At 73.8% G+C, this 17,495-nt stretch carries 15 protein-coding genes and 2 tRNA genes; 13 read left to right on the top strand and 4 right to left on the bottom strand.

Annotation, left to right across the window (positions count from 1 at the left end; genetic code table 11):
* The first annotated feature begins 229 nt into the window (after positions 1-229).
* From ACIP5K_RS11515 to ACIP5K_RS11475, 9 genes are all read left to right on the top strand, one after another.
* The gene (locus ACIP5K_RS11515) at positions 230-541 is read left to right on the top strand and encodes a hypothetical protein (RefSeq protein ID WP_401407962.1); all 312 of its coding nucleotides are present in this window, start codon (positions 230-232) and stop codon (positions 539-541) included.
* Positions 542-856: 315 nt separating this feature from the next.
* Positions 857-2,071, top strand: coding sequence for an acyl-CoA dehydrogenase family protein (locus ACIP5K_RS11510; protein WP_401407960.1), 1,215 nt, complete (start codon positions 857-859; stop codon positions 2,069-2,071).
* A 5-nt stretch (positions 2,072-2,076) separates the two neighbouring features.
* The gene (locus tag ACIP5K_RS11505; RefSeq protein WP_401407958.1) at positions 2,077-3,039 is read left to right on the top strand and encodes a bifunctional MaoC family dehydratase N-terminal/OB-fold nucleic acid binding domain-containing protein; all 963 of its coding nucleotides are present in this window, start codon (positions 2,077-2,079) and stop codon (positions 3,037-3,039) included.
* Position 3,040: 1 nt separating this feature from the next.
* Positions 3,041-4,225, top strand: coding sequence for an acyl-CoA dehydrogenase family protein (locus ACIP5K_RS11500; protein ID WP_401407956.1), 1,185 nt, complete (start codon positions 3,041-3,043; stop codon positions 4,223-4,225).
* Positions 4,222-4,644, top strand: a complete 423-nt coding sequence (locus ACIP5K_RS11495) for a MaoC family dehydratase (protein ID WP_401407954.1) — start codon at positions 4,222-4,224, stop codon at positions 4,642-4,644. The genes ACIP5K_RS11500 and ACIP5K_RS11495 overlap by 4 nt, the downstream gene beginning before the upstream one ends.
* Complete coding sequence (locus ACIP5K_RS11490; RefSeq protein WP_401407952.1) at positions 4,641-5,807, top strand: lipid-transfer protein; 1,167 nt, start codon at positions 4,641-4,643, stop codon at positions 5,805-5,807. Before ACIP5K_RS11495 ends, ACIP5K_RS11490 begins: the two co-directional genes overlap by 4 nt.
* 76 nt (positions 5,808-5,883) lie before the next feature.
* Positions 5,884-6,750 (top strand): DUF1906 domain-containing protein, encoded by an 867-nt coding sequence (locus ACIP5K_RS11485; protein ID WP_401407950.1) that lies wholly within the window; start codon positions 5,884-5,886, stop codon positions 6,748-6,750.
* Between the two features lie 210 nt (positions 6,751-6,960).
* On the top strand, positions 6,961-7,533 hold the full coding sequence (locus ACIP5K_RS11480; RefSeq protein WP_401407948.1) for a SigE family RNA polymerase sigma factor: 573 nt from the start codon (positions 6,961-6,963) through the stop codon (positions 7,531-7,533).
* 111 nt (positions 7,534-7,644) lie between these two features.
* The gene (locus ACIP5K_RS11475) at positions 7,645-9,291 is read left to right on the top strand and encodes a long-chain fatty acid--CoA ligase (protein ID WP_401408972.1); all 1,647 of its coding nucleotides are present in this window, start codon (positions 7,645-7,647) and stop codon (positions 9,289-9,291) included.
* A gap of 50 nt (positions 9,292-9,341) precedes the next feature.
* Here ACIP5K_RS11475 and ACIP5K_RS11470 read toward each other — a convergent pair whose 3' ends face one another.
* A complete protein-coding gene (locus tag ACIP5K_RS11470; RefSeq protein WP_401407946.1) occupies positions 9,342-13,292 on the bottom strand; it encodes a PAS domain-containing protein in 3,951 nt (1,316 codons plus the stop codon).
* A gap of 203 nt (positions 13,293-13,495) precedes the next feature.
* Entirely contained in the window at positions 13,496-13,981 is a 486-nt protein-coding gene (locus ACIP5K_RS11465) for an SSI family serine proteinase inhibitor (RefSeq protein ID WP_401407944.1), read from the bottom strand.
* Positions 13,982-14,140: 159 nt separating this feature from the next.
* On the opposite strand from ACIP5K_RS11465, the gene ACIP5K_RS11460 reads away from it, so the two are divergent.
* The 3 genes from ACIP5K_RS11460 (at position 14,141) to ACIP5K_RS11450 (ending at position 15,113) form a co-directional block, all read left to right on the top strand.
* A tRNA-Ser gene (locus ACIP5K_RS11460) sits at positions 14,141-14,231 on the top strand.
* A gap of 218 nt (positions 14,232-14,449) precedes the next feature.
* Positions 14,450-14,522: transfer RNA gene (locus ACIP5K_RS11455), tRNA-Arg, on the top strand.
* Between the two features lie 165 nt (positions 14,523-14,687).
* The gene (locus ACIP5K_RS11450) at positions 14,688-15,113 is read left to right on the top strand and encodes a hypothetical protein (protein ID WP_401407942.1); all 426 of its coding nucleotides are present in this window, start codon (positions 14,688-14,690) and stop codon (positions 15,111-15,113) included.
* Positions 15,114-15,404: 291 nt separating this feature from the next.
* Here the strand turns inward: ACIP5K_RS11450 and ACIP5K_RS11445 are convergent, their stop codons facing one another.
* Together ACIP5K_RS11445 and ACIP5K_RS11440 are read right to left on the bottom strand one after the other, a co-directional pair.
* Complete coding sequence (locus ACIP5K_RS11445; protein WP_401407940.1) at positions 15,405-15,845, bottom strand: VOC family protein; 441 nt, start codon at positions 15,843-15,845, stop codon at positions 15,405-15,407.
* 99 nt (positions 15,846-15,944) lie between these two features.
* Positions 15,945-16,340, bottom strand: coding sequence for a hypothetical protein (locus ACIP5K_RS11440; protein WP_401407938.1), 396 nt, complete (start codon positions 16,338-16,340; stop codon positions 15,945-15,947).
* 143 nt (positions 16,341-16,483) lie between these two features.
* Here ACIP5K_RS11440 and ACIP5K_RS11435 point away from each other — a divergent pair, with 143 nt between their 5' ends.
* Positions 16,484-17,344, top strand: a complete 861-nt coding sequence (locus ACIP5K_RS11435) for a DUF2797 domain-containing protein (RefSeq protein WP_401407936.1) — start codon at positions 16,484-16,486, stop codon at positions 17,342-17,344.
* Positions 17,345-17,495: the final 151 nt, after the last annotated feature.

Here is a 17,495-nt window from a genome sequence, read left to right as displayed (position 1 = left end):
GAGCTGGGGGTTTGTGGGCGTGAAGAGGGTTTATCGACATGTCCTCACGCTTGCGTGTGAAGAGAGGCTTCTGGGGTGGTTCGCCGGGGATGCGGTGGGCAACTCTGGTTCCGCGACGTCGTGAACATCGCCGGGGCGGTCGGCCAACCACCCTGGCGCAACCCGTACTTCCCGGGTGCCGGACCCCCGTCCGAGCCCCGTGCGTACTCCCTGTTCTGGAGGAATAGACATGGCTTCCATCCGTAGCGCTCGTGCCATCGCCGCCGTCGCCGCCCTGCCGCTCGCCGCAGCCCTCTTCTCCGGGGTGGCGATCGCGGACAACGGCTCGTTCGCGGACAACGGATCGAACGCGGGGGTGGCGACGGTGACTGGCAGTGGTGTCGGCCACGACAACAACGGCAACTCGTCCACCACGCAGCAGCAGGCCGTCGGCAGCGGCGCCTCGAACCAGAGCAACACCGCTCAGGTGAACGGCTCGGCCTTCACGGCGATCGACCAGTCCAACCACAACATCGCGGTGAACTTCACGCAGCTCTGGTGACCCGCGGGCCCCTGCCGGCCAGGGGTTCACCTCGGGGTGTGTGACAGTCCGCGCGGCGGTGCTCCGGCACCGCCGCGCAGGCGTGTGCGCGGCGCGGCGGCGGCCGCGCGCGGTCCCGCGCCGGGGGCGGTCGATCTCTTGACAGCACACGACATCTGACGGACAGTCAGAAACTCGTGGAGCCGAGCAGCGGCTTGCGGGGCCGACCAGAGGCCCATGAAGCCGACCAGAGGCTCGCGAAGCCGTCCAGCGACTCGTGAAACCGTCTTCCGCTCGACCGTCCCTGTTCGTACGAGGTCCGGGAGGGCCGCCGCCGTGCACCTCGCCCCCACCGACCGCCAGCGCGAGCTGCGCGGCGAACTGCGCGCCTATTTCCGCACGTTGATGCCGGACGGCCCGCCCGCCGCCGACGACCGCGCCGGGCAGCGCGCGGTGCTGCGCCGCATCGGCGCCGAGGGGCTGCTCGGTCTCGGCTGGCCCGTGGAGTACGGCGGGCAGGGGCGCGGTCCCGACGAGCAGTTCGTGTTCTTCGACGAGGCGTACCGGGCCGGCGCGCCGGTCTCCATGGTCACGCTCAACACCGTCGGCCCGACCCTCATGAAGTACGGCACCGAGGAGCAGAAGGCCGCCTTCCTGCCGCGCATCCTCAGTGGCGAGCTGGTCTTCGCGATCGGCTACAGCGAGCCGTCCGCGGGCACCGACCTCGCCGCGCTGCGCACGCGCGCGGTGCGGGACGCGGCGAGCGGCGACTGGCTGGTCGACGGCCAGAAGGTCTTCACGTCCAACGCGCAGAACGCCGACTGGATCTGGCTCGCCTGCCGCACCGACCCGGAGGCGCCCAAGCACCGGGGCATCTCGATCGTCCTCGTGCCGACCGACGCGCCGGGATTCTCCTGGACCCCGATCCGCACCGTCGGCGGGCTGACCACGACGGCCACGTACTACGACGGCATCCGCGTCCCGGGCGCGAACGTCGTCGGGGAGGTCGACGGCGGCTGGGGCCTCATCACCGACCAGCTCAATCACGAGCGGGTCGCCCTCGCCGCGATCGGGATGCAGGCCGAGGACTTCTACGCCGATGTGCTCGCCGCCGCCCGTACCCCCGATCCGGTGACGGGCGAACGCCGGGTTGACGCGCCGTGGATTCGTTCCGCGCTGGCCGAGGCGCATGCCCGGCTGGCGGCGACGCGCCTGCTCAGCTGGCGTCTGGTGGGGGATCTGAGGGCGGGTGGGCCGGCCCCCGGGGACGCTGCCGGGGTGAAGTTCGCGGGAACGGAATCCGCGGTCGAGACGTATCGACTGTGTCAGCAGATAGCGGGCGATGCCGGGTGGGTGCGGTCCGGGTCGCCGGGGGTGTTCGGGGCGGCGGGGCCGCTCGGGGAGGGCGGGGGCGATCCCGTCGCGGGGGACGGGGAGTTGGAGCGGATGAACCGGGCGGCGCAGATCAACACGTTCGGCGGCGGGGTCGGCGAGGTGCAGCGGGAGATCGTGGCCACGATGCGGCTGGGGATGCGGCGGGGGAGGCGGTGAGGCGCATGGCCGAGGTGCGGGACGGCGACGGCGTGGCTTGGGCGGCCGGGGCGGACGGGGTGTACGAGGAGCTGAAGACGTTCGAGGGGCGCAGCGCGGCGACGGCCGTCGAGGGCAAGGACCCGGTGAACGGGCCGATGATCCGCCACTGGTGCGAGGCCATGGGCGACAGCAGTCCCGCGTACCGGGGCCCGGACGCGATCGCGCCGCCGACGATGTTGCAGGCCTGGACGATGGGCGGCCTGTCCGGGTACGAGGGGCGCTCGCCCGCCCATGACGAGCTGTTCGCCCTGCTCGACGGGGCGGGGTTCACCTCGGTCGTCGCCACCGACTGCGAGCAGGAGTACCTGCGGCCGTTGCGGCCCGGCGACGTGATCACCTACGACTCGGTGATCGAGTCGGTGTCGCCGCTGAAGACGACGAAGCTGGGCACCGGCCACTTCGTCACGACCCGGATGGACGTGCGGGCCAACGGCGAGCGGGCCGGCATACACCGGTTCCGGATCCTCAAGTACGCCCCCGCCGGGCGGGGTTCCGCCCCGGCGCCGCGCGCGAGGACGGCGACCCGGCCGCGCCCCGTCGTGAACCGGGACAACGCCGGATTCTGGGAGGGCGTCGCCCGGCACCGGCTGCTGGTCCAGCGCTGCACGGGATGCGCCGTGCTGCGCTTTCCGTGGCTGCCGGGCTGCAACGCCTGCGGCGGTCAGGAGTGGGACACCGTCGAGGCGAGCGGCGAGGGCACGGTCTTCTCGTACGTCGTCATCCACCACCCGCCCTTCCCGGCCTTCGACCCGCCGTACGCGGTGGGGCTGATCGAGCTGGCCGAGGGCGTCCGCATCGTGAGCAACGTGATCGGGGTGCCCTGCGACAAGGTTCGGATCGGGCTGCCCGTGCGGCTCGACTTCCTGCGGGCCGACGAGGACCTGGAGCTGCCCGTCTTCCGGGCGGTCGAGGACGGGGTGGCCTGACATGGACTTCACTCCCACGCCCGAGCAGGAGGCGGCGCGCGGGCTGGCGGCGCGGATCTTCGGCGACCTGTCCACACCGGAGCGGCTCGCGGGCCTCGGCGGCGGCACGGACACCGAGTTGTGGAAGGCGCTGGGCTCCGCCGGTCTGGCCGCCGCCGTGGAGGAGACCGGACTGCTCGGCCTGGTGCTGATGCTGGAGGAGCAGGGCAGGACGACGGCACAGGTGCCGTTCGCGGCGAGCTGTGTGTACGGGCTGCTCGCGGTCGCGGCGCACGGCACGGCCGGGCAGCGGGAGCGGCTGCTGCCGGGCCTGCGGGACGGCTCCGCCGTGGCGACGGGGGCGTTTCCGGGGCGTACGGGGATCATGGTCTCCGCGTCGGACACTCCGCAGGAGCCCGCCGGGCAGGCGTCTGCGGCGGACACGGAGGCGGGCGTGCCGACCGGCCCCGCGTCGGACGGGGCGCCCGGCCCCGCGTCGGACGGGGCGCCCGGCCCCGGCGGCGCCGGGCGGGCGGTGCTGACCGGGGTCGTGCCCTGGGTGCCCTGGCTGCGGGACGCCACGCACGTCCTGGTGGCCGTCCGCGAAAAAGTTACCCACAGCCTGTGGATGGTGCGGGCGGCCGACGCCCGGTGCGAGCCGGTCGAGCTGACGGCGCCCTGGTCGGCGGGCCGGCTGGTGCTCGACGCGACCCCGGCCGAGCGGCTCGGCGGCGCCGGCGCGTACGCGGACGTGCTGGCGGCGGCCCGCACCGCGTTCGCCGGGCTACAGGCCGGCGTCTGCGCGGGCTCGCTGGCCAGAGCCGTGGACCACACCAACCGGCGGGAGCAGTTCGGCCGGCCCCTCGCGGCCAAGCAGGGCGTCCAACTCCGCGCGGCGGAGGCCCACATGGACATCGAGGCGATGCGGGTCACCGCGTACGAGGCGGCCTGGCGGCGGGACGCCGGACTCGGGCACCGCGGCCACGCGCTGACCGCGGCCTGGTGGGCCTGCGAGGCGGGCAAGCGCGTGGTGCACACGGGCCAGCACCTGCACGGCGGCACGGGCGCCGACCTGGACCACCCGGTGCACCGGCACTTCCTGTGGGGCCGCCAGCTCGACGGCTATCTGGGTTCCGGCGGCGAAGTACTGCAAGAGCTGGGCGAGTTGATCGCCGCCGGCACGGATGAGGGAGGCGAGTCGGCATGAAGGCAGGAGAAGTGCTGCCCCCGTTGGAGATCCCCGTCACCAGGACCCTGATCGTCTCCGGCGCCATCGCGTCGCGCGACTACCAGGACGTGCACCACGACGCGGAGCTGGCCCGGCAGAAGGGCTCCCCCGACATCTTCATGAACATCCTGACGACGAACGGCCTAGTGGGCCGGTACATCACCGACCACTTCGGGGCGTCGGCGGTGCTGCGCAAGGTCGCGATCCGGCTCGGCGCGCCCAACCACCCGGGCGACACCATGGTGCTGACCGGCGAGGTGACGGAGGTCGAGACCGGCCCGGACGGCGCGACGGCACGGGTCAGGGTCGTCGGGAGGAACGGCATCGGCAGCCACGTCACCGGCACGGTCACGGTCACCGTGCCCGGGGTCGCGGCGGACGACGGGGGCGCGGCATGAGCGTGCGGACCAGGGACCGGCTCGGCGGCGTCGCGGCGATCGCCGGGATCGGCGCCACGGAGTTCTCCAAGGATTCGGGCCGCAGCGAGCTGAAGCTGGCGGTCGAGGCGGTGCACGCGGCGCTCGACGACGCCGGGCTGACCCCCGCCGACGTCGACGGCCTGGTCACCTTCACCATGGACACCAGCCCGGAGATCACCGTGGCGCAGGCCGCGGGCATGGGCGAGCTGTCCTTCTTCTCCCGGGTGCACTACGGCGGCGGCGCGGCCTGCGGCACCGTGCAGCAGGCGGCGCTCGCGGTGGCGAGCGGGGTGGCCGAAGTGGTCGTCTGCTACCGGGCGTTCAACGAGCGGTCGGGCCGCCGGTTCGGCTCCGGCGTGCAGCACCGCGAGCCGTCGGCGGAGGGCGCGGCCCTCGGCTGGAACCTGCCGTTCGGGCTGCTCACCCCGGCGTCCTGGGTGGCGATGGCGGCGCAGCGCTACCTGCACACGTACGGGCTCGGACCCGAGGTGTTCGGCCAGGTCGCCGTCGTGGACCGCCGGTACGCGGCGACGAACCCGGCGGCGTACTTCTACGGCAGACCGATCACCCTCGCCGACCACGCCGCCTCCCGCTGGATCGTCGAGCCGCTGCGGCTGCTCGACTGCTGCCAGGAGACCGACGGCGGTCAGGCGATCGTCGTCACCAGTGTCGAGCGGGCCCGCGATCTGCCGAAGCCGCCGGTGGTGATCCGCGCGGCGGCGCAGGGCGCGGGCCGAGCCCAGGAGCAGATGACCAGCTTCTACCGGGACGACCTGTCCGGACTGCCGGAAATGAGCGTCGTGGCCCGGCAGTTGTGGCGCACGGCGGGGATGGGCCCGGACGCCGTCGACGTGGGGATCCTCTACGACCACTTCACGCCGTTCGTGCTGATGCAGCTGGAGGAGTTCGGGTTCTGCGGGCCCGGGGAGGCGGCCGGGTTCGTCGCCGAGGAGCGGCTGCCGCTCAACACCCACGGCGGGCAGCTCGGGGAGGCCTATCTGCACGGGATGAACGGGATAGCGGAAGGGGTGCGCCAGCTGCGGGGCACGGCGGTGAACCAGATACCGGGCGCGGCGACGGCCCTGGTGACCGCGGGCACCGGGGTCCCCACTTCGGGTCTGATTCTGGGGGCGGACGGCTGAACGGGGCGCGTGTCCCCGGTGTCCAAGTGCGCGCGGGCCCTTCACTCGCCCTATGTACCGAATGTACCGACAAAAGATGATCATGGGATTCGGGGTGTTCCTGGCCCTGCTGCTCGGCGTCGGCGCGACCCTCCCGCAGGCCGCCGCCGCGAGCCGGGGCGCCGGGTCCGCGGGCCCGGACGCGCCGGGGGCCGAGGCGTCGTCGTCCGCGCCGTGGGCGCCGCCGGTGCGCACCTTCCGCGGCCGGGCCTTCGACACCTGCCGGACCCCGTCCCGCGACACGATGCGGCGCTGGCGGTCCTCCGACTACCGGGCGGTGGGCGTCTACTTCGGCGGCCGCGGCCGGTTCTGCAAGAGCCAGCCGCACCTGAACCGCGGCTGGTCCCGGGCCGTCGACGCCCTGGGGTGGAGCGTGCTCCCGGTGTACGTGGGCTCGCAGTCGCCGTGCGTCGGCGCCCGCCACAAGAAGGGCGTCGGCATCGGGCGGCGGCCGTGGACGCAGGGCGTGCGGGAGGCCCGCGACGCGGTGCGCCGGGCCGGCCGGGTCGGCATCGGGACGAGCAGCCCGCTCTACCTCGACATGGAGGCGTACGACTACCGCAAGCGGGCCTGCGCGGAGCGCACCCTGACGTTCGTGCGCGCGTGGAGCAGGGAGGTGCGCGAGCGGGGGTACGTCCCCGGCTTCTACAGCAGCGCAGACTCGGGCGTGCGGCACCTCCAGTCGGCGCGGCGGGCGGGCGTGCCGGACCTGCCGTCGGTGGTGTGGTTCGCGCGCTGGCACACCGCACCGCACCTGTACCGGGAGCCGTCGCTCAGCCGGACCGCCTGGCGCCCCGAGCGCCGTATCCACCAGTACGCGGGCAATGTGAAGGAGCGGCACGGCGGCCGTACCCTGCTGATCGACCGGAATCTGGTGAACGCCCCGGTGGCGCGGATCGTCTGAGGCCCGCGCTCTCGGGGCCGGACCCTCGGGGCCGGACCCTCGGGGCCGGACCCTCGGGGCGGGCCCCCTCAGGGCCGAACCCTCAGGGGCCCTCATCCCCTCCTCCACCTTCAGGAGGTGGGGTGAGCCCCCCTCCTACAACCTGAGGCGGACGCCGCTTCGGGACCTCCGGCCGATCCGGAGGGGAAAGCGCGCTCATAGCGTGGAGCCATGACCCCAACCCCGGCGTCTGTCTGCCCCAGCGCATCGGAGCCGGCGACGCGTACCCACACCGGTACCCACCCGGCGTACCCGTCGTTCGCGTCGTACGTCCGCGCCCGGCAGACCGTTCTGCTGCGCACCGCCCGGTCGCTGACGGCGAACCCGTGCGACGCCGAGGACCTGTTGCAGACCGCGCTCACGAAGACGTACGTCGCGTGGGACCGGATCGAGGACCACCGGGCGCTCGACGGCTATGTGCGCCGGGCCCTGCTGAACACGCGGACGTCCCAGTGGCGCAAGCGCAAGGTCGAGGAGTTCGTCTGCGACGAGCTGCCCGAGCCGCCGGTGGTGCCCGCCGGGGACCCGGCCGAGCAGCAGGCGCTGCACGACGCCATGTGGCGCGCCATCACGAAACTGCCCGCGCGACAGCGGGCCATGGTCGTCCTGCGGTACTACGAGGATCTGAGCGAGGCCCAGACGGCCGAGGTGCTCGGGGTCTCCATCGGCACCGTGAAGAGCGCGGTGTCCCGGGCGCTGGGCAAGCTCCGCGAGGACCCCGAGCTGCGGCCGGCGCACCGCTGAGCTTGATCGATCATTCCCGGGACTAGTGACATACCGCGTGGTATGCGGTGAGAATCGGCGGAAACCCTACTGCTCCGTAGCGCCCACCGGGAGGACGCCGTGCTGAGCACGATGCAGGACGTACCACTGACCGTGACCCGCATCCTGAACCACGGGACCCGCGTGCACGGCACCTCACGGATCACGACGTGGACGGGCGAGGGCGAGCCGCACCGCCGCACGTTCGCCGAGGTGGGCGCCCGCGCGGCCCAGCTGGCCCACGCACTCCACGACGACCTGGGCATCCGGGACGACGACCGCGTCGCCACCCTCATGTGGAACAACGCGGAGCACGTCGAGGCGTACTTCGCGGCCCCCGCCATGGGCGCCGTGCTGCACACGCTCAACCTCCGCCTCCCCGCCGAGCAGCTGGTGTGGATCGTGAACCACGCCGCCGACCGGGTGATCATCGTCAACGGCTCGCTGCTGCCGCTCCTGGCCCCGCTGCTGCCGCGGCTGACCGGGGTCGAGCACCTCGTCGTCTCCGGACCCGGTGACCGCTCCGCGCTCGACGGCGCCCGCCCCCGGGTCCACGACTACGAGGACCTCATCGCCGGGAAGCCGACCACGTACGACTGGCCCGAGCTGGACGAACGCCGGGCCGCCGCCATGTGCTACACCTCCGGCACCACCGGCGACCCCAAGGGCGTCGTCTACTCGCACCGCTCCATCTACCTGCACTCCATGCAGGTCAACATGACGCAGTCGATGGGACTCACCGATGCCGACACCTCGCTGGTCGTCGTGCCCCAGTTCCACGTCAACGCCTGGGGACTGCCGCACGCCACCTTCATGACCGGCGTGAACATGCTGATGCCGGACCGGTTCCTCCAGCCCGCGCCGCTCGCCGAGATGATCGAGTCCGAGCGGCCCACGCACGCCGCCGCCGTGCCCACCATCTGGCAGGGCCTGCTGGCCGAGCTGACCGCCAAGCCGCGCGACGTCACCTCGCTCGGCCAGGTCACCATCGGCGGCTCGGCCTGCCCGCCCTCCCTGATGAAGGCGTTCGACGCGCTGGGCATGCGGGTCTGCCACGCCTGGGGCATGACCGAGACCTCGCCGCTGGGCACCGTCGCCCGTCCCCCGGCGGGCGTCGAGCCGGGCAGCGACGAGGAGTTCGCCTACCGCCTCACCCAGGGCCGCTTCCCGGCCGGCGTCGAGGCGCGGCTCTGCGGCCCCGGCGGCGAGATCCTGCCCTGGGACGGCACGTCCGCGGGCGAGCTGGAGGTGCGCGGCAACTGGATCGCGGGCGCCTACTACGGCGGTGCGGAGCCCGGCGCCGAGCCGCTGCGGCCCGACGACAAGTTCAGCGCGGACGGCTGGCTGAAGACCGGCGACGTCGGCACGATCAGCCCCGACGGCTTCCTCACCCTCACCGACCGCGCCAAGGACGTCATCAAGTCCGGCGGCGAGTGGATATCCAGCGTCGACCTGGAGAACGCGCTGATGGCCCACCCGGACGTCGCCGAGGCCGCCGTCGTGGCGGTGCCCGACGACAAGTGGGGCGAGCGGCCCCTCGCGACCGTCGTGCTGAAGGAGGGCGCCGTCGCGGACTTCGAGACGCTGCGCGCGTTCCTCGCCGACAGGGTCGCCAAGTGGCAGCTGCCCGAGCGCTGGACCATCATCCCCGCGGTCCCCAAGACCAGCGTCGGCAAGTTCGACAAGAAGGTGCTGCGCAAGCAGTACGCGCAGGGGGAGCTGGACGTCACCCGCCTGTGACGGACTGTTTCACGTGAAACAGGGCGGCCCGAACGGGCCGCCCTGTCGTGTCAGTTGGTGCCGATCTTCGCCAGCAGGTCCACGATCCGCCCCTGCACCTCGCTGCTGGTCGACCGCTCGGCCAGGAACAGCACCGTCTCCCCCGCCGCGAGCCGCGGCAGGTCGTCGTGGTCGACGGCGGCCGTGTAGACGACGAGCGGAGTGCGGTTCAGCTGCCCGTTCGCCCGCAGCCAGTCGATGATGCCCGCGCGCCGACGGCGTACCTGGAGCAGATCCATGACCACCAGGTTCGGCCGCATCTGCGCGGCGAGCGTCACCGCGTCCGCGTCGCTCGCGGCCCGCGCCACCTGCATCCCGCGCCGCTCCAGGGTCGCGGTCAGGGCGAGCGCGATCTCCTCGTGCTCCTCGATCAGCAGGACCCGCGGCGGGTGCTGCTCGCTGTCGCGCGGCGCGAGCGCCTTCAGCAGGATCGCCGGATCGGCCCCGTACGCGGCCTCCCGCGTCGCCTGCCCGAGACCCGCGGTCACCAGGACCGGCACCTCCGCCGCCACGGCGGCCTGGCGCAGCGACTGCAACGCGGTGCGGGTGATCGGCCCGGTCAGCGGGTCGACGAAGAGCGCGGCCGGGAACGCCGCGATCTGCGCGTCGACCTCCTCGCGGGAGTGCACGGTCACCGGGCGGTAGCCGCGCTCGCTCAGCGCCTGCTGCGTCGTGACGTCCGGTGCGGGCCACACCAGGAGGCGGCGCGGGTTGTCCAGCGGCTCCGGGGGCAGTTCGTCGTCCATCGGCTGCGGCTGCGGCCGGTTGGCGACCTCGACCGCACCGCCGGGGCCGTCGAGCGGCTCGGGGCCCTCGTCGGCGTTCTGGTCGGGGGCACCGATCGCGTACGAGCGGCCACCGCCCTCGGACGGGTTCATCGACGACAGCAGCGGCGGCTGCGGCGCGGACTGCGGCTGGGGGTGCGGACGCGCCGCCGTCCCCTGGGCCGGGGTCTCGGTGCCCTCCGGCTGGTCCTGCCGGTTGGACAGCTTGCGCCGCCGGCCCGACGCGCCGCCGAGCGTCTGGCCCTCCTGCTGCGGCACGCCCTGTCCGGGCGTGGCCCCGGGCCGCGCCGGTGCGGCCTGCTGGCCGCGCTGCTGCTGGGCGATCTGCCGGCCGAACGGCACGCCCTGGCCGAGCGTGCGCACGCTGAACGCGCGGCCCTGCGTCGAGTGGGTGTCGTCGCTCGGCGCGGCCGGTTCCTGCGGCGCCTCGGCGGGCAGCGGCTGGGCGGGCGGCAGCGGCTGGGCCACGGGCTCCCGCGGCGCCTGCGCGGGCGTGCCCTGCGCGGGCGTGCTCTGCGTCGGGTGCGGTTGCAGGGGCGTGTGGTCCTGCGCCGGGTGCCGCGCGGCGGCGTGCTGCTGCTCGTCGGGCAGCGGGAGCGGCTGCGGCTGCTGCTGCGGCAGGGGCTGCTGGGCGGCGGACTGGGCGGCGGGAGCGGCCTGCGGCTCCTGCCGCGGTACGTCCGGGTCGCCCTGCGGGGCCGCGGGGGCCTGCGCCGCCGCCGGGGCCTGCGGAGGGACGGGCGCCTGCGGCACACCGGGGGCCTGCGGGGCCGGTTCGGGGGCGCGGTCGGCCTGCGCGGGCGGCAGCGCGAACACCTCGCGCGGACCCGCCTCCTGCTGCGCCTGGGCGGCCTGCGCGGCGGCGAGCGCACGGCGTGCGCGCCGCCCCGTCGGCTGCCCCGGGGCCCCCGCCAGCTCCAGTTCGCTGCCCTGCCCCTGACCCTGGCCCTGGTCGGCGGGGCCGGACGGCAGGGCGGGCAGCGCGCGCTGCTCCTCGCCGTCGGCGCGCCGGGCCCGGCGGCCGCTCGGCGCGGGCACGCCCTGCGGCGGCACCGTGTCGCCCAGCGCCGGGGAACCCGCCGCGTGCTCGGCCGCGGTCATCACGGACCCCTCGGCCGCCGCGCCACCCGGCGCGGAGCGGGCCCGGCGCCGACCGGTACCGCCGGACGCCTCCGGCCCGGCCTGCGTCCCGTCGCCCTCGGGGGCGGCGGCCGCGGCGACCGGCTCGGCGGCGGCGGGCGATCCCTCTTCGGCGGCGCGCCGTCCGCGCCGTCGGCCGGTGCCGCCGGACGGTGCGGCGGCCGCCCCACCGCCGGGCAGCCCGCTCTCCAGGAACGAGTCGACCGACGGCCCGGCGGCCCGGCGTGCCCGCCGTCGCCCGCCGCCCGCGGCCGAACCGGCCTGCTCCGGCACGCTCGCCGCGGGCTCCGCGGCCACCGGCTCCGGCAGGGCCAGGGCGCTGGTCGGGACCACACCGGCCCCGCTCCCGATCGGTACTTCGAGTACGTACGCGCTGCCGCTCATGCCCGGCATCTCGTGCGTCTGGAGCACACCGCCGTGCGCCCGCACGATGCCCCGGACGATCGGCTCGTGCACCGGGTCGCCACCGGCGTAGGGGCCGCGCACCTCGATGCGCACGCTCTCGCCGCGCTGGGCGGCGGCCACGACCACGGTGTTGTCGACGTATCCGGCACCGGCGGGCACCCGCGCGTTCCCGGTCGCGTCGATCCCGGCGACGTCGGCCACCAGGTGCGCGAGGGCGGTGGCGAGCCGCCCGGCGTCCACCTCGGCCTCGATCGGCGGCGCGTGCACGGCGAACTGCACCCGGCCGGGCCCGATCAGCTCGACGGCCCCGTCGACACCCGCCGCCACGACGGCGTCGAGCATCACCTTCGTACGGGTGAGGGCGCCGCCGCCCTCGTCCAGCGACTGGTAGGCGAGGACGTTGTCGACGAGGGTCGTCATCCGCGAGTAGCCGGCGGCCAGGTGGTGCAGGACCTGGTTCGCCTCCGGCCACAGCTGGCCCGCGTCGTCGGCGGCGAGCTGCGCCAGCTCGTGCCGCAGGTCCTCCAGCGGCCCGCGCAGCGACTGCCCGAGGACGGCCAGGAGCTGGGTGTGCCGGGCGGCCAGAGCTTCGTAACGGTCCTTCTCGCGCTCGGCGAAGGCGGCGCCGCGCTCCCGCTCGGCGGACAGCTCCTCGGCGTGCTGCTCACGCAGGCCGGCCAGTTCGGCGGCGAGTTCGTCGCGGACCCGGGCCAGGTCGGCGTCGCGCTCGGCGCGCTCCTGCTCGGCGGCCTCGTCGCGCCGGGCGAGCTCCTCCTCGTGCTCCTCGACCAGCTTGTCGTAGGGGCGGCGGTCGGTGAAGGTCATGACCGCGCCGACCAGTTGGTCGCCGTCGCGGACCGGCGCCGTCGTCATGTCGACGGGCACCCGGTCGCCGTTCTTGGCCCACAGCACCTGGCCGCGCACCCGGTGCTTGCGTCCGGAGCGCAGGGTGTCGGCGAGCGGCGACTCCTCGTAGGGGAACGCGTCGCCGTCGGGCCGCGAGTGCAGGACGAGACGGTGGAGTTCCTGTCCGCCCAGGTCGCTCGCCCGGAAGCCCAGGATCTGCGCGGCGGCCGGGTTGACGAGCACGATCCGCCCGTCGGTGTCGGTGCCGACGACGCCCTCGGCCGCGGCCCGCAGGATCATCTCGGTCTGCCGCTGCGAACGGGCCAGCTCGGCCTCGGTGTCGACGGTGCCCGACAGGTCGCGCACGACGAGCATCAGCAGCTCGGTGCCGCTGAACGAGCCGGCGCCGGCGCCGCCGTACGAGGAGCCGTACGGGTCCACGGCGTCCCGGGCGCTGTCGGCGAGGTTGGCCGAGGTGACCTCGACCGGGAACTCGCTGCCGTCCGTGCGCCGGGCGACCATCCGCGTCGGCTTGGTCCGCCCGCGCTCGTCGGTGACGGTGTCGGGCACCCGCATCGAGCCGGGGATCAGCCGGGAGTCGAACTCCGGCAGCAGGTCGAGCAGTCCGCGCCCGACCAGCGCCGTCCCCGGGGCCTCGAAGGCCTCCAGGGCGATCGAATTGGCGTTGACGACGGTCCCGTTGGTGTTGACCAGCACCAACGCGTCCGGGAGTGCGTCAAGTATGGCTGCGAGGCGAGCAGCGCCTCGGGATGGCCTGCTGCTCACGACGACGCTTCCTCCCTGATGTACCGCTTTACCGCGACGTGCCGACCGCGCCAGCCATCTTGCCGCGCGAAGCACAACGTGTCACGGGAGGGAGTCTACGGGCACCGGTTGTCCGCGCGCCCCCGGATGAGAGGGAGCCCACGTGGAAGCGACGAAGAGGATGTGGCGATCGCACGGAGGCGGCGTGACCGATGGACCCAGGGTCACGGGGCGGTAGCAGGCAGCACGGGCTCCAGCCGGTGCCAGCGCGCGGTCTCGCAGCCGTTGCTCAGCTTGTACGAGGCGTCGACGGGCCGGCCGTGCCAGGTGCCGGTGATGTGCGCGGTGGCGGGCCCGCCGTACAGCATCGTGCAGTTCGTCCCGGCGGGCACCGGCGCGAACGGGTCGGTGCCGTCCGCCCCGATCCGGTCGAGCGTCGCGCAGGCCGCGTCCGGCTCGTGGTGGCTGCCGCCGGCCGGGCCGCACCGCAGGTCGGTCGTGCCGTCGTGGCCGTTGCCCGAGTCGGCGACGGTGACGGTCAGCCGGTCGCGGCCCGGCTCGCGGCCGACGCCGTCCAGGGCGCTGAAGGGGGGCGGTGCGACGTGCCCCGGCCCGGTGTCGGCGTGCGCGGCGGCGGGCAGGGCCGTGACGGCGGCGACGGTGGCGGCGGAGGTGACCAGGACGCAACGGGAGAGACGGCGCAGCAGCATGCCCTGCTTAACGCGGGCGCGGCCACGACGTTGCGCCCCGCGAAGACCTTTGCTCTGCGGCCCGGCCTCCTAGTACCGTAGGAGCCGATTGGTGACACGGCGCTCAGCTGTGTCATCATCTGCACGCAGCCGCTCGCGTTCGCGCAGGCGGGATGTGCTGGAGGCGTCGCCTAGTCCGGTCTATGGCGCCGCACTGCTAATGCGGTTTGGGACTTAAATCCCATCGAGGGTTCAAATCCCTCCGCCTCCGCAGCAAGATCCGAAGCCCCGGTCCACCAGGACCGGGGCTTCGCTGCTTCCCACCCCCGCGCGGGACCCGCACGGAACCCACCGCGGGCGCGTTTTCGCAGGTCACAACGGGTGTGGCTAACGGATTTCACATGACGGCGGCAGTCATGTAATGTTCTTCTTGTCGCCGGGACGGGCCGAAAGGCCGGGAGCGGAAGACAGAAAAACAAGAAAAAACAAGCACTCGTAGCTTAACGGATAGAGCATCTGACTACGGATCAGAAGGTTGCAGGTTCGAATCCTGCCGAGTGCACACAGGTAAGAGGCCCCCGGAGATGATCCGGGGGCCTCTTGCGTTGGGCCGCCGTGGGCGGGGGGCCGGGGGAACCGCCATGGACGGTCCAGGCGTTTCGGTCTCATGCAGGGGCCGGCTTTTCTACGCTGGTTCCTTTCAGGAGTCGCGTGGTCGGGGGAACAAGTGAGTGCTGAGATCGTTCAGTTGGTCGAGCAGGCTGGTCCGTATCTGACGGCCGCCGTGGGCACGTACGGGGCGGCTGTTCTCACCCGGGCCCAGGATGCGGCGGCGGACGCCACCGCCACGCTCGGGCAGCGCATCCTTCAGACGGTGTGGCGACGACGGGACGGAGCAGGTCAGGCGGAGCTGGAGCGTGTGGTGGACGAGGCCGCCGACGAACAGGACGAGTCCTACTCCGCGGCCGTGCTGAGCAGGCTGCTGCGGCGCGCATTGCAGGACGATGCCGAGCTGCGTGCGGAGCTGTCCGCGATGCTGCCGCCGCCTGGCGCCGGTTCGGTCGTGATCACGGCGTCCGGGGAGCGGTCGATCGCCGCTCAGCACATCGGTACCGCGATCACCGGTGACGGTCACGCCCCGCCACAGCCGTGAGCGCCGCCGACGACCTGTCCCGGTCGCGGATGGAGGCGTCTGGCCCGACAGGCCCGGCACCCTGAACAGCCGCAACAACCTCGCCAGCGTCCGTGAAGCTGCCGAGAACGTGCTGCAATCGGACACCGCAACCCCGGCAACCGACAACGGCCGACTGCCTCCACCAGCACCTGCTGATTGACCCGTCAGAGCTGCGGATCAGGAGGTTGCAGGTTCGCATCCTGGTGAGTGCACCCAGGCCGAGGGCCCCGGGGAGGTCCGGGGTCCTCGGCGTGTTCGGGGGGTGGCCGGTCAGGTCAGTTGCTGGGCCAGGCCGACGATGATGCCTTCGGGGCCACGGACGTAGCAGAGCAGGTAGCTGTCCTCGAAGCGGGCGATGTCGCCGAGGACCTCGGCGCCGTGGGGGCGCAGGCGGGCGACCGTGGATTCCAGGTCGTCGACGGCGAACATGACGCGGTGGGTGCCCAGGACGTTGTGGGGGCGCTCGCGCGGCTCGGGGGCGCCGGCCGCCGGCGTGCGGTACTTCGAGAGTTCGAGGCGGCTGTGGCCGTCCGGGGTGCGGAGCATCGCGATGTCGCAGTGGACGCCGTCGAGCCCGGTGCACCGGTCGGCGACGGGGCCCTTTACCTCCGCCCGGCCCTCCAGTTCCATGCCGAGTTCGGTGAAGTACGCGACGGCGGCGTCCATGTCCTCGACGACGATGCCCACGTTGTCCATCCGCTGAATCGCCATGGCGATCTCCCTCTTCCTCGCGCGTCCGCTGTCGGACGCTGTTGTACCCGGGACGGAGCCGGTGGGGCGTTCTCGACATCCCGGGGTGGCGAGGTTCGGTCAGGTGGCGGTCCGGCGGGTGGTGCTGATCGTGGCGGAGACCGCCGCGGTCGCGGCGAGGCTGCCGAGGGCGAGGAGGACGACACCGACCATGAACAGGCCGCTGGAGTCGTCGGACCAGTCGTAGGCGGCGGCCACCGTCAGGCCGGCGCTGGTGCCGAGGGTCGCGGCCGCCGCGTGGTGGCGGGAGGCCGACCAGTAGACCGCGGGCAGCAGGGTCAGGACCAGGCCGATCACCTGCCAGGCCGCGTAGGGGCCGGTGGTCGAGCCGTCGGGGTGCACGTCGCGGTGCTGGTCCCAGCCCAGCCAGGCGGCCCAGGCGGCCATGGCGGTGACGGCGGGGACGAGGGCCGCGAGGACGGGGCGGGCGGACGGCCGGAGGCGTTCTTCAGTCATGTCGTCGAGTCTCGCGTCGTGCGCCGGGGCTCGGCAGAGCGCGCGTACTCAGGGCGTACTCAGATCGGGGCGTGCGGGTCGGTGTCGGCCGCGATGTCAGTGGGGGGCGTCATCCTGGGCGTATGACGTGGTGGTGCACGGGGATGCGGTGGCGTGTGGGCGACGGGCCGGGCATGGGGTGGACGGGGGACGGGGGTGCGGAGCGGGAGAGCGCCGTGCGGTTCGGGGAGGGCGTGGCGTTCCGGGTCGCGGGGCCGAGACGGTGCCTGGGCGTGTGGCGCGGCGGACGGCGCAGCGCGTGCCCGGGGTGGGCCGACGTGCCGGTGCGCGGGACGCGGGCGCAGTGCGCGGAGTGTGCGGGGATCGACCGGGCGCGGTCGGTGGCCGCCGACACGATCGCCGACGACCCGCGGCCGTACCACGTGTACCTGGCGTGGTTCGGGGACGGGCTGGTGAAGGTCGGGATCACCGGGGTCGGCAGAGGGAGCGCGCGGCTGCTGGAGCAGGGGGCCGTCGCGTACACCTGGCTGGGGCGGGGGCCGCTCATGGCCGCGCGGCGGGCCGAGGAGCTGCTGCGGGTGGCGCTCGGGGTGCCGGACCGGATCCCGTACGGCACCAAGCGGATCGTGCGGGCGGCGGCGGTGGCGGGGAGCGCGCGGGACGGTCTCGGGCGGGCGCACGCGGTCGCCGTCGGGCTCGACGGCTGGCCGGAGTCGCTGGCGCGGCTGCCGTGCGAGGTCGTCGGGCACGTGGCGGAGTTCGGGCCCGGCGCGGTGGACGGGGTCGACGCCGTGGTGAGCGGGCTCGGCGAGGGGGCGGTGGTCGCGGGGCGCGTGGTGGCCGCCGCCGGGCCCGATCTGCACCTGGTCGAGGCGAGCGGTCGCCGACTCGTGGTGGACACGCGGGTGCTCGCCGGGTGGCCGCTGGTGGGAGCCGGCGAGGGGGCCGTCGGCGCGGGGTTCGAGGTACGGGAGGTGCCCGCGGTGCAGGGCGGGTTGTTCTAGGGGTGAGTGGGTGGGTGAGTGAGTGGGTGGGTGTGGGTGTGGGTGGGTGGTGGTTGTGGTGCGGGGTGGTGATTCGCGGAGGCGGTGTTGGGTGGCGTGCGGGGTGGGCTAGTCCGGGAGGAGGGGGAGGTGCGGAGGGTGTGGACAGGGG

The sequence above is a fragment of the Streptomyces sp. NPDC088785 genome, assembly GCF_044750685.1.
GTDB lineage: Bacteria > Actinomycetota > Actinomycetes > Streptomycetales > Streptomycetaceae > Streptomyces.
Note: the sequence above shows the minus strand (reverse complement) of the source record. Positions and strands in the feature narration are given on the sequence as shown.

Coding starts and splice junctions, on each gene's coding strand:
- ACIP5K_RS11445 (WP_401407940.1), bottom strand. CDS start 15,845: ATGGCGATTCAGCGGATGGACAACGTGGGCATCGTCGTCGAGGACATG.
- ACIP5K_RS11515 (WP_401407962.1), top strand. CDS start 230: ATGGCTTCCATCCGTAGCGCTCGTGCCATCGCCGCCGTCGCCGCCCTG.
- ACIP5K_RS11465 (WP_401407944.1), bottom strand. CDS start 13,981: ATGCTGCTGCGCCGTCTCTCCCGTTGCGTCCTGGTCACCTCCGCCGCC.
- ACIP5K_RS11480 (WP_401407948.1), top strand. CDS start 6,961: ATGACCCCAACCCCGGCGTCTGTCTGCCCCAGCGCATCGGAGCCGGCG.
- ACIP5K_RS11435 (WP_401407936.1), top strand. CDS start 16,484: ATGCGGTGGCGTGTGGGCGACGGGCCGGGCATGGGGTGGACGGGGGAC.
- ACIP5K_RS11505 (WP_401407958.1), top strand. CDS start 2,077: ATGGCCGAGGTGCGGGACGGCGACGGCGTGGCTTGGGCGGCCGGGGCG.
- ACIP5K_RS11440 (WP_401407938.1), bottom strand. CDS start 16,340: ATGACTGAAGAACGCCTCCGGCCGTCCGCCCGCCCCGTCCTCGCGGCC.
- ACIP5K_RS11490 (WP_401407952.1), top strand. CDS start 4,641: ATGAGCGTGCGGACCAGGGACCGGCTCGGCGGCGTCGCGGCGATCGCC.
- ACIP5K_RS11500 (WP_401407956.1), top strand. CDS start 3,041: ATGGACTTCACTCCCACGCCCGAGCAGGAGGCGGCGCGCGGGCTGGCG.
- ACIP5K_RS11485 (WP_401407950.1), top strand. CDS start 5,884: ATGATCATGGGATTCGGGGTGTTCCTGGCCCTGCTGCTCGGCGTCGGC.
- ACIP5K_RS11495 (WP_401407954.1), top strand. CDS start 4,222: ATGAAGGCAGGAGAAGTGCTGCCCCCGTTGGAGATCCCCGTCACCAGG.
- ACIP5K_RS11475 (WP_401408972.1), top strand. CDS start 7,645: ATGCAGGACGTACCACTGACCGTGACCCGCATCCTGAACCACGGGACC.